This is a genomic window from Leptospirales bacterium (genome assembly GCA_019694655.1).
Lineage (GTDB): Bacteria > Spirochaetota > Leptospiria > Leptospirales > Leptonemataceae > SSF53.
Genome location: JAIBBN010000001.1, coordinates 63,571 through 79,847 on the forward strand (window position 1 = coordinate 63,571; position 16,277 = coordinate 79,847).

General features: G+C 57.9%; 13 protein-coding genes. All 13 read left to right on the forward strand.

From position 1 onward, the window contains the following. The first annotated feature begins 111 nt into the window (after positions 1-111). Positions 112-3,798, forward strand: a complete 3,687-nt coding sequence (gene rpoB / locus K1X75_00315; protein MBX7056474.1) for a DNA-directed RNA polymerase subunit beta — start codon at positions 112-114, stop codon at positions 3,796-3,798. 47 nt (positions 3,799-3,845) lie between these two features. Next, the gene (gene rpoC, locus K1X75_00320) at positions 3,846-8,054 is read left to right on the forward strand and encodes a DNA-directed RNA polymerase subunit beta' (GenBank protein MBX7056475.1); all 4,209 of its coding nucleotides are present in this window, start codon (positions 3,846-3,848) and stop codon (positions 8,052-8,054) included. Positions 8,055-8,491: 437 nt separating this feature from the next. Further along, positions 8,492-8,866 (forward strand): 30S ribosomal protein S12, encoded by a 375-nt coding sequence (gene rpsL, locus K1X75_00325; GenBank protein MBX7056476.1) that lies wholly within the window; start codon positions 8,492-8,494, stop codon positions 8,864-8,866. A gap of 9 nt (positions 8,867-8,875) precedes the next feature. Beyond that, positions 8,876-9,349, forward strand: a complete 474-nt coding sequence (gene rpsG / locus K1X75_00330) for a 30S ribosomal protein S7 (GenBank protein ID MBX7056477.1) — start codon at positions 8,876-8,878, stop codon at positions 9,347-9,349. 24 nt (positions 9,350-9,373) lie between these two features. Further along, positions 9,374-11,476 carry an elongation factor G gene (gene fusA / locus K1X75_00335; protein MBX7056478.1) on the forward strand — a complete coding sequence of 701 codons (2,103 nt, stop codon included), beginning with the start codon at positions 9,374-9,376 and terminating at the stop codon, positions 11,474-11,476. A gap of 142 nt (positions 11,477-11,618) precedes the next feature. Continuing rightward, positions 11,619-12,821 carry an elongation factor Tu gene (gene tuf / locus K1X75_00340; protein ID MBX7056479.1) on the forward strand — a complete coding sequence of 401 codons (1,203 nt, stop codon included), beginning with the start codon at positions 11,619-11,621 and terminating at the stop codon, positions 12,819-12,821. A 49-nt stretch (positions 12,822-12,870) separates the two neighbouring features. Beyond that, positions 12,871-13,176, forward strand: coding sequence for a 30S ribosomal protein S10 (gene rpsJ, locus K1X75_00345; GenBank protein ID MBX7056480.1), 306 nt, complete (start codon positions 12,871-12,873; stop codon positions 13,174-13,176). 32 nt (positions 13,177-13,208) lie between these two features. Further along, on the forward strand, positions 13,209-13,820 hold the full coding sequence (rplC, locus tag K1X75_00350) for a 50S ribosomal protein L3 (protein MBX7056481.1): 612 nt from the start codon (positions 13,209-13,211) through the stop codon (positions 13,818-13,820). 2 nt (positions 13,821-13,822) lie between these two features. Further along, positions 13,823-14,473, forward strand: a complete 651-nt coding sequence (gene rplD, locus K1X75_00355; protein ID MBX7056482.1) for a 50S ribosomal protein L4 — start codon at positions 13,823-13,825, stop codon at positions 14,471-14,473. Continuing rightward, positions 14,473-14,769, forward strand: a complete 297-nt coding sequence (gene rplW / locus K1X75_00360; GenBank protein ID MBX7056483.1) for a 50S ribosomal protein L23 — start codon at positions 14,473-14,475, stop codon at positions 14,767-14,769. The genes rplD and rplW overlap by 1 nt, the downstream gene beginning before the upstream one ends. 13 nt (positions 14,770-14,782) lie before the next feature. After that, positions 14,783-15,625, forward strand: a complete 843-nt coding sequence (gene rplB, locus K1X75_00365) for a 50S ribosomal protein L2 (GenBank protein MBX7056484.1) — start codon at positions 14,783-14,785, stop codon at positions 15,623-15,625. A gap of 24 nt (positions 15,626-15,649) precedes the next feature. Continuing rightward, positions 15,650-15,928, forward strand: coding sequence for a 30S ribosomal protein S19 (gene rpsS, locus K1X75_00370; protein MBX7056485.1), 279 nt, complete (start codon positions 15,650-15,652; stop codon positions 15,926-15,928). Next, positions 15,928-16,263 (forward strand): 50S ribosomal protein L22, encoded by a 336-nt coding sequence (gene rplV, locus K1X75_00375; protein ID MBX7056486.1) that lies wholly within the window; start codon positions 15,928-15,930, stop codon positions 16,261-16,263. The genes rpsS and rplV overlap by 1 nt, the downstream gene beginning before the upstream one ends. Positions 16,264-16,277: the final 14 nt, after the last annotated feature.

Genomic DNA, 16,277 nt, shown 5'->3' on the forward strand with positions numbered 1-16,277 from the left:
CTTTCAGGCTGCTGCCCGGTGGCGGCCTGCATTGCGAAATTTCCGATTCGCTCGCGCAGCTCCCGGAGCTTGCCGAGCCTGCACTGATTACTGGCCGAGGTTCTTGATTCCATGCAGCAGCGCAATGCCCGTAAAATTGTCAATCTGGGCAGGATCACCGACATCGATCTGATCCCCGATTTGATCGATATCCAGTTTCGGTCCTACGAATGGTTTCTGCAAAAAGATGCGCCCGCAGGCAAGCGTAAGGCCCAGGGTCTTGAGGCAGTATTTCGCGAGACCTTCCCAATCGAAAGCCCCAATGAAGACATGGTGCTGGAATTCATGTCCTTCTCCTTCGGCGAACCGAAGTGGGATGTGCAGGAATGCAAGAATCGCGGCGTTACCTACGCTCTGCCGCTCAAGGCAGTCATTCGTTTGATTCCCAAGGAGCTTGGCGACGTCCGCGAGCAGGTCGTTTATATGGGCGACCTGCCGGTGATGACCGAGCAGGGAACCTTCATTATCAATGGCGCCGAGCGCGTTGTGGTTTCACAGCTGCATCGCAGTCCCGGCATTTTCTTTTTCCACGACGCTGAGAAGCGCGTCTATTCTTCGCGCGTGATTCCCTATCGCGGCTCCTGGCTGGAATTGGAAATGGACACCAAGGGCTTGCTGGTTGCGCGCATCGACCGCAAGAAAAAGTTCCCGGCCACTCTCCTATTGAAGGCGATGGGCGTTCAGTCCAACAGCGAAGTGCTGCGGCTTTTCTATGAAGTTGAAACCAAGAAGCTGGCGGCGCTGCAGGGCAAGGATATCAAGAAACTGATTGGCCGTCGCCTGGCCTCCAGTGTGAACAATCCGGAAACCAACGAGGCGGCGCTGGATGCTGGCGAACGCATTAATGAAGACAACCTCGATATCCTCAAAGACCTCAAGGTGAAGCAAATCGATCTGATCGTCTTTCCGGCCGGCAAGGACGACGCAACGATCATCAACTGTCTGGAAAAGGACGGGGCTGAAACGCACGAGCAGGCGCTGCAGAAATTCCACGCCATCATGCGCCCCGGCGAACCCTTCAATGTGGACAATGCGCGCGCCGAACTTGATCGCCTCTTCTTTTCGGAGAAGAGCTACGATCTGGGCTCCGTTGGCCGCTACAAAATCAATAACAAGTTCCGCTATCACAACGCAAAGAACTTTACGGACGTTGACAGTCGCGCCCTGCGCCGCGAGGACATCGTCGAGACGCTTCGCTACTTTGTGAACCTGATCAACGAAGTCCCTGAATACCACTTCGACGATATTGACCACCTGGGCAACCGCCGCGTGCGCAGCGTTGGCGAACTGCTGATGAATCAGCTGAAGGTCGGCTTTTCGCGCATGGAGCGCGTGGTCAAGGAGCGCATGACGGTTCAGGACATCGACGTGATCACGCCGCAAGCCCTGATTTCGATCAAGCCGATCATGGCAGTGATCAACGAGTTCTTTGGATCCAGCCAGCTTTCACAGTTCATGGATCAGACCAATCCGCTGTCGGAACTGACCCACAAACGACGCCTGAACGCCCTTGGACCCGGCGGTCTGTCGCGCGAGCGAGCCGGCTTCGAGGTGCGCGACGTACACTACAGCCACTACGGCCGCATGTGCCCGATCGAGACGCCAGAAGGCCCGAATATCGGTCTGATTGTTTCCATGTCTACTTTCTGCCGGGTAAACGAGTACGGCTTTCTGGAAACGCCCTACCGCAAGTCGGCCAAAGGCAAGGTGTCGCAGGACATCGAGTATCTTACTGCGGATATTGAGGAACACTACAATATTGCGCAGGCCAATTCTCCTGTAGAGCAGGACGGCGCCTTCAAGACGCGCATGATCAGCTGCCGTCGCCGCGCCGACTACCCCTTGTGCGCTCCGGAAGAAGTCCACTATATGGACATGGCGCCGATGCAGGTGGTCAGCGTTTCTACGGCCCTGATCCCCTTCCTGGAACACGACGACGCCAACCGCGCTCTGATGGGTTCCAACATGCAGCGCCAGGCGGTGCCGCTATTGACCAACGAGGAGCCTTACGTCGGCACCGGAATGGAAGCGCGTGCGGCCTATGATTCACGCACTTGCGTGACCTCACGTCGCGATGGCGTCGTGGTCAAGATCAGCGCTGACAGCATTAAGGTGCGCTCTGCTGCCACAAAAGAGATCGATACCTATCCCTTGATCAAATTCAAGCGCTCCAATCAGGGAACCTGCCTCAATCAGAGCCTGGTCGCGCGCATGCTCTTTGCTCCGGGCGATGGCAAAGTATCCAAGGTGAGCGCCGACAGTCTGGAGCTCAGCCTGGAAGATGGCGTCGTAGAAAAGTACGCTCTTAAAGATGGCGACACTCAATTTGAGGCTTTCGTCAAAGTCGGACAATCAGTTCACTACGGCGACACCCTTGCCGGGCAGAAGGTCTTTGGCGAGCAGCGCGACAAACAGGGGCGACTGACGCGCGCCGCTACGCTGCTGGCCGACGGTCCGGCTGTAGACAATGGCCGTCTGGCGCTGGGCAAGAATGTACTGGTCGCTTTCATGCCGTGGGAAGGCTACAATTTTGAAGATGCCATCCTGATCAGCGAGCGCATTGTCAAAGAGGACGTCTTCACCTCAATTCACATCGATGAGTATGAGATCCAGGCGCGCGAGACCAAGCTCGGTCAGGAAACAATCACTCGCGACATTCCCAATTTGAGCGATAAGGCCTTCCGCGATCTGGACGAGAACGGCGTGGTTCGTATCGGCGCCGAGGTTCGAGCCGGAGACATTCTGGTCGGTATGGTGACGCCCAAGGGCGAATCCGACATGACCCCCGAATACAAGCTGCTGCACTCCATCTTTGGCGAAAAAGCCAAAGAGGTGCGCGATACATCGCTGCGCATGCCCAACGGATCGGAAGGCATCGTCATCGACGTAAAGCGCTACACGCGCGAGGCCGGCGACGAACTGCCGGCCGGTGTCGAAGACCTGGTCAAGGTTTACGTGGCCAAGAAGCGCAAGCTGCAGGTTGGGGACAAGATGGCCGGCCGACACGGCAACAAAGGCGTCGTGGCCCGGGTGATGGCCGAAGAAGACATGCCCTTCCTGGAAGACGGCACGCCGCTGGACATCATCCTCAATCCGCTGGGCGTGCCCTCGCGCATGAACATCGGGCAGATTCTGGAAACGATGCTTGGCTTTGCCGGGCAGAAGCTGAATATTCGCTTTGAGACTCCGGTCTTCGATGGCGCCCGCGAAGCGGACATTGAGGGCTACCTGAAAGAAGCCGGGCTGCCTGAAGACTGCAAGTTTCAACTGTACGACGGGCGCACCGGCGATCCCTTTGAAGGCAAGGTCTTCTGCGGACAGATTTACATTCTCAAACTGGCGCACCTTGTCGATGACAAGATCCACGCCCGTTCCACCGGACCGTACTCGCTGGTTACGCAGCAGCCGCTGGGCGGCAAGGCTCAGTTTGGCGGGCAGCGTCTGGGCGAGATGGAGGTCTGGGCGCTGGAAGCCTACGGCGCATCCTACACCTTGCAAGAGCTGTTGACCGTCAAATCCGACGACATGCTGGGACGCGCGCGCATCTACGAAGCGATTGTCAAAGGCATCCATTCGATCAAGCCGGGCGTTCCTGAATCATTCAATGTGTTGATGCAGGAACTGCGCGGACTGGCGCTGGATGTGGCGCTCTACGACAACCAGGGCTCGCGCATCGAGCTTACCGATCTGGATGACGAGCTGAATCGCGGCGGACGCAAGAACCGCATCAAGCTCGAGACGATCGAACGCATTATCTGAGGCGCCGTCAGAGTTCAGGCGCACAGGAACGACAAACGGAAGGAACCATGACCACACGGACTGCCACCGACTTCGATTCCATCGGCATCATGCTGGCCTCGCCCGATCGCATTCGCGACTGGAGCTTTGGCGAGGTAAAGAAGCCGGAAACCATCAACTACCGGACCTTGCGTCCGGAACGCGATGGACTCTTCTGTGAGCGTATTTTTGGAACGACCAAGGATTGGGAGTGCTACTGCGGAAAGTTCAAGTCGATCCGCTACAAGGGCGTGATCTGCGACCGTTGCGGCGTGGAAGTAACGCACAGCAAGGTCCGACGCGAGCGTATGGGCCACGTGGAATTGGCCAGCCCGGTAGCGCATATTTGGTACTACCGCAGCGTGCCCAGCCGTATGGGCCTGCTGCTCAATCTGACCATCAATCAGCTGAAGAGCATTCTCTATTTCGAGAAATATGTCATCATCGAGCCAGCCGATTCCGGTCGTGAGAAGGGCGAGCTGATCGATGAAGAGGAATACCACGAGTTTCTGGATGAATACGGCGACAAATTTGTATCGATGATTGGCGGCGATGCCGTCAAAGAACTGCTCAGCCGCATTGACGTGGAAGGCGAGATCCGCGAAATCCGCGCCCGCATCCAGGACAAGCAGCGTATTTCCGACCGTCGTCTGCTGAAGCGACTGGAAGTGCTCGAGGCGCTCAAGGAATCCGGCAACCGTCCTGACTGGATGATGCTGGATACGATTCCGGTGATTCCGCCCGAACTGCGGCCGATGGTGCAGCTGGAGGGCGGACGCTTTGCCACCTCCGACCTGAACGACCTCTATCGTCGCGTAATCAATCGCAACAATCGCCTGAAGCGATTGCTGGCTCTGAAGGCGCCGGAGATCATCGTGCGCAACGAAAAGCGCATGCTGCAGGAAGCTGTCGATGCGCTCTTCGATAACAGTCGCCGCAAACGCTCCGTCAAGGGCAAGGGCAACCGCCCGCTGAAATCGCTTTCAGATATGCTGAAGGGCAAGACTGGCCGCTTCCGTCAGAATTTGCTGGGCAAGCGCGTTGACTATTCCGGCCGCTCCGTCATCGTAATCGGACCCGACCTGAAGCTGCATCAGATGGGCCTGCCCAAGAAGATGGCCCTGGAACTCTTCAAGCCTTTTATCATGAAGCGCCTGGTCGACCTCGAACTGGCGCCGAACATCAAGTCGGCCAAGAAGAAGGTAGAGGCCGAAGAGAAAGAAGTCTTTGAAGCGCTGGACGAGGTAATCAAGGAGCATCCCGTATTGCTCAACCGCGCTCCCACTCTGCACCGTCTGGGCATCCAGGCCTTCCTGCCGGTGCTGGTAGAGGGCAAAGCCATTAAACTGCACCCCCTGGTTTGCCACGCCTTCAACGCCGACTTTGACGGCGACCAGATGGCGATCCATGTGCCGCTTTCGCCCAAGGCGCAGCTGGAAGCGTGGATGCTGATGCTGTCCCCGCACAACCTGCTCAATCCCGCCAACGGCGCGCCAATCGTTGGACCAACGCAGGATATGGTGCTGGGCATCTACATTCTGAGCTCGCAGCTGGAGGGCGACATTGGCGAGGGCAAAAGCTTCTCCGATCTCGACGAAATTCGCTACGCAGTCGACAGCGGATCGCTGGGCTTGCGGGCCCGGATCAGCGTACTGCGCGATGGCAAATTGATTCAAGCAACCGCCGGTCGCATGCTCTTCAATAATATCCTTCCCGAAGGCCACGCTTTCGTGAACCATTCGGTGACTGAGAAGGAGATGAACCGCATCATCGCCGAATGCTACGACAAATTTGGCAGCGGCGCTACGGTCGAGATGCTCGATAAAATGAAGGAGCTTGGCTTTCGCTATGCCACGCGCTTCGCGCCCTCCATTGCCATCAGTGACATCAAAGTCAGCCCCAAGAAGAAAGACCTGATCGAGCAGGCCAACCGCGAGGTGGGCGATGCCCAGAAGGCGCACAAGAATGGCGTCATCACCAATGACGAGCGCGCCAAGAAGGTCATTGAGATCTGGACGCGCACTAACGAAGCGATTACCGAATCGATGTTCGCTGAACTAGAAAAAGATCAGCGCGGGTTCAATCCCATCTACACCATGGCGGTTTCTGGCGCCCGCGGTTCAAAGCAACAGATTCGTCAGCTGGCCGGAATGCGCGGCCTGATGGCCCGCCCTTCGGGTGAAATCATCGAACTGGCCATTCGCTCCAACTTCCGCGAAGGACTGGGCGTGCTGGAGTTCTTTATCTCCACTCACGGCGCCCGCAAAGGTCTGGCCGACACAGCGCTGAAAACTGCCGACGCTGGCTACCTGACCCGTCGTCTGGTGGACATCAGCCAGGACATGATCATCACCGAAGGCGACTGCGGCACCGAAGAGGGCGTGGTCATGACCGCGGTACGCGAGGGCGATAAGACCATCATTACTCTGGGCGATCGCGTCTTTGGCCGTGTGCTGGCAGAGGCTGTGATGGACCCGGTCTCCAACGAAGAGGTGATCCCGCGCGGAGCAATGATCGATAAAGAGCTGGTGCTGCGCATCAACGGCATCGGCGTGGAGCGCGTTAAGATTCGCTCGGCGCTCACTTGCGAGACGCGCTATGGCATCTGTGCGCGTTGCTATGGAATGGACCTGGCGCGCTTGAAGCCGGTAGAGATGGGCGAGGCCGCCGGCATCATTGCCGCGCAATCGATTGGCCAGCCCGGAACACAGCTGACCATGCGCACCTTCCACGTTGGCGGCGTTGCCACTAACGTACAGGTAAAGGAAAGTTCGGTGCGCCTGCCCTACGACGCCATTGTTCAGCAGATCAGCGGACAGCGTGTGAACTCGCCCAAAGGCGATATCATTTTTACCTCGCGCGGCAATATCGTCGCCAGCCGCGTAAATCAGCTGCTGGAAGCCAATAAGTTGATGAACATTCGCGTGCAAAACGGCCAGTCGGTCGTGGCCGGCGAGATCATTGCCGGCGGCTACGATGGCAAGGAAGGCGCGCTGACCGCACAGGCGGCCGGAGTGGTCGAAATTCGCGACAACACCTTCCTGATCCGCGAAGAGCAGGCTGTCGTCCCGGTAAAGGCGGGCGCTGTACTGCAAATCAGCGAAGGCGCTTTTGTCAAACGCGGCGATACGATGGCCACCTTCGATCCCTACAATGATGTGGTGGTTGCGGAAAACGCAGGCACGGTACGCTTGCAGGACGTGCACGAGGGCAAGAACCTGCGCAAGGACGAAGAGGGCGCTCTGCGCATCTTCGAATACAAGCGCGAGAAGCTGGCGCCGCGCGTCTTTGTTGGCGATCGCGAGTACCATCTTCCCTTGAACTCGATTCTGACCGTCAGCGAAGGCCAGAAGGTGTCAGCCGGCGATGTATTGCTGAAGATTTCGACGGCGGCGGAAAAAACTCGCGATATCACTGGCGGTCTGCCGCGCGTGGAGGAGCTTTTCGAAGCGCGTCGTCCCAAAGATGCATCAACGCTGGCCGAAAGCGACGGACGAATCGAAGACCACAATGAGGTGGTCAAAGAGAAGAAGATCATCTACATCGTTCCGGAAACGGCCGAGGAGGAGCGCGTACGCGCCGCAATCCCGGTAACCAAGCGGCTGCGCGTTCGCCACGGCGACTACGTAAAGCAGGGCGACCAGCTGGACGAAGGCGCTCTTGATCCGCACGATATCCTCCGGGTGCAGGGCCTGGCGGCGCTGCACGAATTCCTGATCTCTGAGATTCAAGAGGTCTACCGTCTGCAGGGCGTTTACATCAACGAGAAGCACATCGAAATTATTGTCCGCCAGATGCTGCGCAAAACGGAAGTCACCGATCCGGGCGATACCAGCTTCGTAGCGCATCAGCAGGTCGATCGCTTTGTCTTTGCCGACGAAAACGAGCGTGTGGAGAGCGAAGGCGGCGTTCCGGCGCAGGGACGCCAGGTACTGCTGGGCATAACCCGGGCATCCTTGAATACCGAGTCCTTCATCTCGGCGGCCTCCTTCCAGGAGACGACCAAGGTCCTGACCGATGCGGCCATCAAGGGCAAAAAGGACCCCTTGCTTGGACTTAAGGAAAACGTGATCATCGGTCACTTGATACCGGCCGGCACCGGTCTGAAGTACTATCGCGCCATCGGCATCTACAAAGAGAAGTACGGCGATATCCAGCGCAGCGAACGCGAGCGTCTGGAGGAGGCCGCGCGCGAGCTCTTCAACAAACCGGCTGAGCCCGTTTCCATGGAAGATTGAGCAATCGCGATCACTTGCAGCGGAAACCCGGCCGGCAATCGCGGCCGGGTTTTCTTTTGCGTCGCGGTTATCCAAACTTCGCTTCAGCCGATTATGCGACATAAGTCTGGAGCGATTCGTCCTGCATTGCGACGCAGCCGTTTTGCCTTGATCGTACAGGGCACTTGCGGGAAGTGGTCTCAGCACCGGTCTATTGGATGGCTCGTTATGCGGGCCCCGGTTGCCAAAACCGTCTCCCACAGGATGGGGCGATAGGTTGGCTGCCCGATCCAGTTGTTTGGCTGAAGCGCCCGCAAGGGCAACTTGTTCACCGGCCCGTTTTTCGGGTCCCGGCTGACATATTGCCGCAGCGCTCAGCCATTTTTGAACGCTGCGGCGTTTCCGGTCAGGCTTGCACGCGGGGTGTGCAGCCAAGGGAAGTAAAGAGGAGCAAGAAGTTGCCTACGATCAGCCAGTTGATCCGCCACGGACGCGAACAATCGCGTACCAAAACCAAGTCGCCGGCGCTGATGGCCTGTCCGCAGCGGCGCGGCGTTTGCACGCGCGTGATGACTTTCACGCCGAAAAAACCAAACTCGGCGCTGCGCAAGGTCGCGCGCGTGCGTTTGACTACGGGCATTGAAGTAACCGCCTATATCCCCGGCGAGACGCACAACCTGCAAGAGCACAACGTGGTGCTGGTGCGCGGCGGTCGTGTGAAGGACTTGCCTGGCGTTCGTTACCACATCGTGCGCGGCGCGCTCGATACCCAGGGCGTAGAGAAGAAGCGCCAGGGGCGATCAAAGTATGGCGCCAAGCGGCCAAAGGCTTGAGGTCTGTAGATGTCACGTAGAAGCGGAGCAATCAATCGTCGTCCGGTGATGCCGGATGCCCGTTATGGCGACACCACTGTGTCCAGTTTTATCAACTATATGATGCACAGCGGCAAGAAGTCGGTGGCTGAGAGTCTGTTCTATGGCGCGCTCGACACGATCAAAGAAAAGACCGGAAACGAGGGCCTGGAAGTCTTCCGTCAGGCAATGGAAAATGTAGCTCCACAGCTGGAAGTTCGCTCTCGTCGCGTCGGCGGCGTCACCTACCAGGTGCCCGTTGAGGTTCGGCCAGCCCGCATGCGCGCCTTAGCCATCCGCTGGCTGGTGGGTTACGCTCGCGAACGTAAGGAGCACAGCATGGCGGCCCGTCTGGCTAACGAACTGATCGACGCCTCCAAAAATCAGGGCGGCGCAATCAAGAAGCGCGACGATACACGTCGCATGGCTGAGGCTAACCGCGCCTTCAGTCATTATCGCTGGTAAGATCCGAGGAGCAGGAATTCACAGATGAGTCGCAAGATTCCATTGGAGCGCACCCGGAATATCGGGATCATGGCGCACATCGACGCCGGCAAGACCACCACCACCGAGCGCATTCTGTACTATACCGGAAAGACCTATAAGATCGGGGAGGTGCATGAGGGCGCCACCGAGATGGACTGGATGGAGCAGGAGAAGGAGCGCGGCATTACCATCACCTCTGCCGCGACTACTACCTTCTGGAATGGCGGCGACAAAGACCGCGAACAGCATCGCATTAACATCATCGATACCCCTGGCCACGTCGACTTTACCGTGGAAGTGGAGCGGTCGTTGCGCGTGCTGGATGGCGCGGTGGCTGTGTATGACGGCGTCGCTGGCGTAGAACCGCAGACTGAAACGGTATGGCGCCAGGCGGACCGCTACGGGGTGCCGCGCATCTGCTTTGTGAACAAATTGGACCGCACCGGAGCGGACTTCTTTTTCTGCCTGAACTCTATTCGCGAGCGTCTGGGCGCCAATGGCATTGCCGTTCAGCTGCCGATTGGTCGCGAGTCCGGATTCATAGGCGTTGTCGATCTGGTCGAAAACCGTTCCATCGTCTGGGGCGGCGAGGAGCTGGGTGCAAAATTTGAATACAAGCCCATCCCCGATGATCTGAAAGCGCAGGCCGAGGAATACCGCACCAAGCTGCTCGATGCCGCTGCTGAGTGCGACGACGCCTTGCTGGAAAAATATCTGGAGACCGGCGAGCTGACCGTTGACGAATTGAAAAGCGCAATTCGCAAGGGCGTGCTCACGATGAAGATCTTTCCGGTCTTCTGTGGATCGGCCTTCAAGAACAAGGGCGTGCAGCCGCTGCTGGATGGCGTGCTCGACTTTCTGCCGGGGCCGTTGGATATTCCGGCCATCAAGGGTCACAAGGTCGACGATCTGGAAGTCGAAGAACTGCGCCACGCCGACGACAAGGCGCCGTTCTCCGCTCTGGCCTTCAAGATCATGAGCGACCCCTATGTGGGCAAGCTGACTTACTTCCGCGTCTATTCAGGTAGCCTGAAGAAGGGCTCCTACGTGCTCAATGCCACCAAGGGCAAGAAAGAGCGCATCGGTCGCCTGCTGCAGATGCACGCCAACGATCGTGAAGAGATCGAAGAGGTATTTGCCGGCGACATTGCCGCCTCCGTTGGACTCAAGGAAACCATCACTGGCGATACGCTGTGTGATGAGGCGCATCCCGTCATTCTGGAGAGCATGCAATTTCCCAATCCGGTCATCGACCTGGCTATCGAGCCGTTGACCAAGGCCGATCAGGAAAAACTGGGCACGGCGCTGATGCGTCTGGCCGAAGAAGATCCGACTTTCCGCGTCAAGACTGACCACGAAACCGGTCAGACGATCATTTCCGGCATGGGCGAGCTGCACCTGGAGATCATTGTCGATCGTCTCAAGCGCGAGTTCAAGGTTGAGGCAAACGTCGGCAAACCGCAGGTGGCCTATCGCGAAACGATTCGCCAGAAGGTAGAATCGGAAGGCAAGTACATCAAACAAACCGGCGGTCGCGGCCAGTATGGTCACTGCTGGCTGCGCATCGAGCCGAACGAAGCGGGCAAGGGCTACGAGTTCAAGAATGGCATTGTGGGCGGCGTGGTGCCCAAGGAATACATTCCGGCCATCGACAAAGGAATTCAGGAATCGCTGAACAACGGCGTGATGGCCGGCTACCCCGTGGTGGATATCAAAGTGGAAGTCTATGATGGCTCCTACCATGATGTCGACTCCAACGAAATGGCCTTCAAGATCGCCGGCTCTATGGCCTTCAAGGACGGCTGTAAGCGCGCTAAGCCGGTGTTGCTGGAACCGGTGATGGATGTAGAAGTTGTGACCCCCGAAGACTACATGGGCGATGTGGTGGGCGACCTGAACCGTCGTCGCGGCCGCATTGGCTCCATGGAGCAGCGTGGAAATGCCCGCGCCGTTCGCGCCGAGGTGCCGCTGGCAGAGATGTTTGGCTACGCCACGGACCTGCGCAGCTTTACCCAGGGTCGGGCCGCCTACACGATGCAGTTCAAGCACTATGAGGAAGTTCCGGCAAGTATTGCCAATGAGGTGGTTGCCAAGGCGGCCGTCTGAACAAGGGGATTCGACGCTCTCGGGCGGGCCGCAGGGTAAATCGCTTTACCGGATGGCCCTTTTTCTGGGAGTGGTAAAATCTTCGATCTTTTTTGAAACGAACACGAACCAACCGAGCTAGAGGGACCCGAGGAGCTGGGAGATGAGTAAGGAAAAATTTGAACGCAGTAAACCGCACGTAAACGTAGGCACCATCGGCCACGTTGACCACGGCAAGACAACGCTGACGGCAGCCATTACTACTGTACTGGCAAGCACCAAAGGCGGTAAGAACAAGGCCGTCAAATACGACGAGATTGATAACGCTCCCGAAGAGCGCGAACGCGGTATTACCATCGCCACCTCGCACCAGGAATACGAGACCGACAATCGGCACTATGCGCACGTAGACTGCCCGGGCCATGCTGACTATGTGAAGAACATGATCACCGGCGCCGCGCAGATGGATGCGGCCATTCTGGTTTGTTCTGCGGTCGATGGCGCCATGCCGCAGACGCGCGAGCACATCCTGCTGGCCCGTCAGGTAGGCGTCCCTTACGTTGTGGTCTTCCTGAACAAAGTCGACATGATCAACGAGGGCGAGCGCGAAGAAATGGTCGAACTCGTAAAAGAGGAGGTGAAGGACCTGCTGGTTAAGTATGGCTATCCGGCGGAAACTCCCTTTGTCATGGGTTCCGGGCTGAAGGCGCTGGAAGGCGACAAGTCCGAAATTGGCGAGGGCGCAGTGCTCAAGCTGATGGAAACCCTGGACAGCTATGTTCCCGAGCCCAAGCGCGCCATTGATAAGGACTTCCTGATGCCGGTGGAAGACGTGTTCTCCATTACCGGTCGCGGCACCGTGGCCACCGGTCGCGTGGAGCAGGGCAAGCTGAACATCAACGATGAAGTTGAAATTGTAGGCATCAAGGATACGACCAAGACGGTTATCACCGGAATCGAGATGTTCCGCAAGCTGCTCGATTATGCGCAGGCTGGAGACAACATCGGCGCGTTGCTGCGCGGCGTTAAGAAAGAGGATATCCAGCGCGGTCAGGTTCTGGCCAAGCCGGGATCAATCAAACCGCACAACAAGTTCAAGGCTGAGGTCTACGTTCTGACCAAGGACGAAGGCGGACGCCACACTCCCTTTTTCAATAACTACCGTCCGCAGTTCTACTTTCGGACGACCGACGTTACGGGAACGATCAAGCTGCCGGGCGGCACCGAGATGGTGATGCCGGGCGACAACATCTCCATTGAGGTCGAGCTGATTACGCCGATCGCTATGGATAAGGGTCTGAAATTCGCAATCCGTGAAGGCGGGCGAACGGTGGGCTCTGGAGTTGTGGCTGAGGTAGTTCAGTAAGACCGATGGCCGGCGCTGCGGCGCCGGCCGGACTTTTAGAAGAAGAGATATGGCCCAGAGAATTCGAGTAAAATTGAAGGCATTCGATCACCGTTTGATCGATCGGTCCGCCGCTGAAATTGTAGCGACGGCCAAGAAAACCGGCGCTGAAATCTCCGGGCCGATTCCGCTTCCAACGCGGGTGGAGCGCTTCACGGTGCTCCGCTCGGTGCATGTTAACGTAAAATCACGCGAGCAGTTCGAAGTGAGAACGCACAAGCGCTTGATTGATATTATGAATACAAATCCAGACACGGTGGATGCGCTGATGAAGCTGCAGCTGCCGGCTGGCGTCAGCGTCGATATTAAGAGCTGATCTGGAAGGCATAGGGAACGCGGTCGACGATCATGGCTAAGGGAATCATAGCGCAAAAACTGGGGATGACTCGCGTCTTCGACGAGGCTGGCAATTCTTTGCCGGTTACCGTTCTGCGCGCCGGTCCCTGCCGCGTGCTGCAGGTCAAGTCGGCGGAAAAGGAGGGCTACGAGGCGATTCAGCTCGGTTTCGCTCCATCCCTCGCCCGTCGCGTCAGCAAGGCTGAACGGGGTCATCAGAAGGGAGCGGAGAATCCGCTGCGCATTCTCCGCGAGTTTCGCGATGCCGGCGACTATCAGCTTGGCCAGGAACTCCGCGCTGATGTGTTTGCGCCAGGCGATCGCGTGCGTGTCATCGGCGTCAGCAAAGGCAAGGGTTTTCAAGGGCCGGTCAAGCGCTATGGCTTTGGCGGCGGTCGGGCCACGCACGGCTCCGGCTTTCATCGCGCGCCGGGATCGCTGGGAGCGCATACCTATCCGGGTCGAGTATTCAAAGGCAAGCGCATGGGCGGCCATATGGGCGTGGCCAATGTCACGGTTCGCAATCTGCAGGTGGTTCTGGTCGACGCTGTCGAAAACCTGATCCTGATCAAAGGTGCAGTGCCGGGACCGCGCAGCGCAATAGTGCAGATCGAGGCGCTTTGATCATGAAAGTGAATCAGTACGATCGTAGCGGAAAACTCAAGGGGCAGGCCGAGTTGCCAGAAGCCGTCTTTGGCGCAAAGGTAAGCCCGGCGGCCATTCATGCCGTGGTGCGCGCGGAGCTGGCCAACCGCCGTCAGGGAACGCACAAGATCAAAGTCCGCGACGAAGTGTCCGGCGGCGGCAAGAAGCCCTGGCGCCAGAAGGGCACAGGCAACGCGCGCCAGGGATCGACGCGCGCTCCGCAATGGCGCGGCGGCGGTATCGTGCACGGGCCGCAACCGCGTAGTTATCGTATGGAAGTGCCGCAGCAAATACGCCAGGCCGGCTTGCGTGGCGTGCTCAGTAAGAAAGCTGAAAGCGGCGCGATCAGCGTACTGGAAGATGTTCAAGTCGAAGGCTACAGCACTCGCGCAGTAGCCGAAGTGTTTAAGGCTATGGGCCTCGTCAAAGAACCTTCCGTTGCGTGGATCGTCGGCAGCGATGATGCGAAGCTTCGCGCCTCGGCCCGGAACATTGGCAATCTGCACTTGATCCATGCCTCGCGCTTGAATGCGCCCGAAATTCTGTATTCCGGAGCAGTGGTCATTACGCAGAGCGCTTTGCGTATCTTGAGTGAGACGCTTGGCAAGAGCGGCAGCGGGAGGGCGGCCTGATGGATCTGCACCAGGTAATCATCGCTCCGCTGATCACTGAAAAAGCGGAGGGCCAAAAGGAGCCGCGCAAAGACGTGCATCGCTATGTCTTTCGCGTTCATCCTTCGGCCAACAAGGAATTGATTCGGCAGGCGCTGCACCATCTGTTCAAGGTGAAGGCCGTGCGCATCAATACGATGGTCGTGCCGGGCAAAAAGAAGCGCTTCCGGGCTGATCGCATCAAGCTTCCGAAGTGGAAGAAGGCAATTGTGACTCTGGCGCCGGGTCAATCGATCGAACTTGTGAAGGGCGCCTGAGGGCGGACGAAGAATGGCCGTAAAGAAATTTAAACCGCATACACCGACGCTGCGCTACAAGACTGTTCTGGACTTTAGCGGTCTGGACAAGGTTCGACCAAACAAGCAGCTGGTCGAAAGTCTGAACTACGGCGCAGGCCGTAACAGCGCAGGCCGCATCACTATCTGGTGGCGTGGCGGTCGACACAAGCGCCTTTATCGGAAGATCGACTTCAAGCGCAACAAGATCGGCGTCGCCGGCGTTGTGGATACCCTGGAATATGATCCCAACCGCTCCGCCAATATTGCGCTGATCAAGTATGCCGATGGCGACCAGCGTTATATCCTGGCGCCGGATGGACTGCAACGCGGCCAAACCGTGCTTTCGGCTGACGATGCGCCGATTCGTCCAGGTAATGCGCTGCCGCTGGAGAAAATCCCGGTCGGTTCTTCTGTGCACAATATCGAAATGCAGCCAGGGCGAGGCGGGCAGATTGCTCGCTCTGCGGGATCCTTCGCCACGATTGCCGGCCGCGATGGCGACTACAGTATTCTCAAGATGCCCTCCGGGGAAACACGACGCGTACATTGCCGCTGCCGGGCGACGGTTGGCGAAGTCGGCAATCGCGAACACAACCTGGTGAGCCTTGGTAAGGCCGGACGTAAGCGCTGGCTGGGACGGCGGCCGCACGTGCGCGGCGTCGCCATGAACCCTGTGGATCACCCGCTGGGCGGCGGCGAGGGCAAGACCTCTGGCGGCCGTCATCCGGTTACGCCCTGGGGCCAGCCGACCCGCGGCTACAAAACGCGCAAAAAGAATAAACCATCGAACAATTTTATCATTCAACGCCGCGTGAATAAGCGCATCGGACGTTGAGCAACACCTGAGAAGTAGAAGCATATGGCCCGTTCATTGAAAAAAGGACCCTACGTGGCAGAGCATCTGATGGCTCGCATCACGAAGATGAACAATGAGAACAACCGCAAGCCCTTCAAAAGCTGGTCGCGTCGTTCCACTATTTTTCCGGAAATGATCGGTCACACCGTGCTGGTGCACAACGGGGCAAAGTTCATTCCTGTTTATATCAACGAGAATATGGTGGGTCATAAGCTTGGCGAATTTTCGCCGACCAGGACCTTTCGCGGTCATACCTCGCAGGACAAGAAGGTGAAGAAATAATGGAAAGCAAGGCTGTATCGCGCTTTCTGATGATCAGTCCGCGAAAGGTCCGCCTGGTAGCGGACGAAATACGCGGCTTTTCATACCCTGAGGCTGTCGACATCCTGCGCTTCATTCCGCGGAAGGGCGCGCGCATGCTGGAAAAGGCGCTGAAATCGGCGCGAGCTAACGCCAGTGTGCAGAGCGATGCGGTGCGCGATGATCAGCTATTTGTGAAGAAGCTCTATATCGACGGCGGACCGGTGATGAAGCGCTGGCGGGCGCGCGCCAAAGGGCGCGGGGTGCGCATACTGAAGCGCACCAGTCACATCACTGTGGTGCTTGGCGACAAGTAAGGCGCGAGGAATCT

Coding starts and splice junctions, on each gene's coding strand:
- rplV (MBX7056486.1), top strand. CDS start 15,928: ATGGAAAGCAAGGCTGTATCGCGCTTTCTGATGATCAGTCCGCGAAAG.
- rplC (MBX7056481.1), top strand. CDS start 13,209: ATGGCTAAGGGAATCATAGCGCAAAAACTGGGGATGACTCGCGTCTTC.
- rpsG (MBX7056477.1), top strand. CDS start 8,876: ATGTCACGTAGAAGCGGAGCAATCAATCGTCGTCCGGTGATGCCGGAT.
- rplB (MBX7056484.1), top strand. CDS start 14,783: ATGGCCGTAAAGAAATTTAAACCGCATACACCGACGCTGCGCTACAAG.
- rplW (MBX7056483.1), top strand. CDS start 14,473: ATGGATCTGCACCAGGTAATCATCGCTCCGCTGATCACTGAAAAAGCG.
- rplD (MBX7056482.1), top strand. CDS start 13,823: ATGAAAGTGAATCAGTACGATCGTAGCGGAAAACTCAAGGGGCAGGCC.
- tuf (MBX7056479.1), top strand. CDS start 11,619: ATGAGTAAGGAAAAATTTGAACGCAGTAAACCGCACGTAAACGTAGGC.
- rpsJ (MBX7056480.1), top strand. CDS start 12,871: ATGGCCCAGAGAATTCGAGTAAAATTGAAGGCATTCGATCACCGTTTG.
- rpsS (MBX7056485.1), top strand. CDS start 15,650: ATGGCCCGTTCATTGAAAAAAGGACCCTACGTGGCAGAGCATCTGATG.
- rpoC (MBX7056475.1), top strand. CDS start 3,846: ATGACCACACGGACTGCCACCGACTTCGATTCCATCGGCATCATGCTG.
- fusA (MBX7056478.1), top strand. CDS start 9,374: ATGAGTCGCAAGATTCCATTGGAGCGCACCCGGAATATCGGGATCATG.
- rpoB (MBX7056474.1), top strand. CDS start 112: ATGCAGCAGCGCAATGCCCGTAAAATTGTCAATCTGGGCAGGATCACC.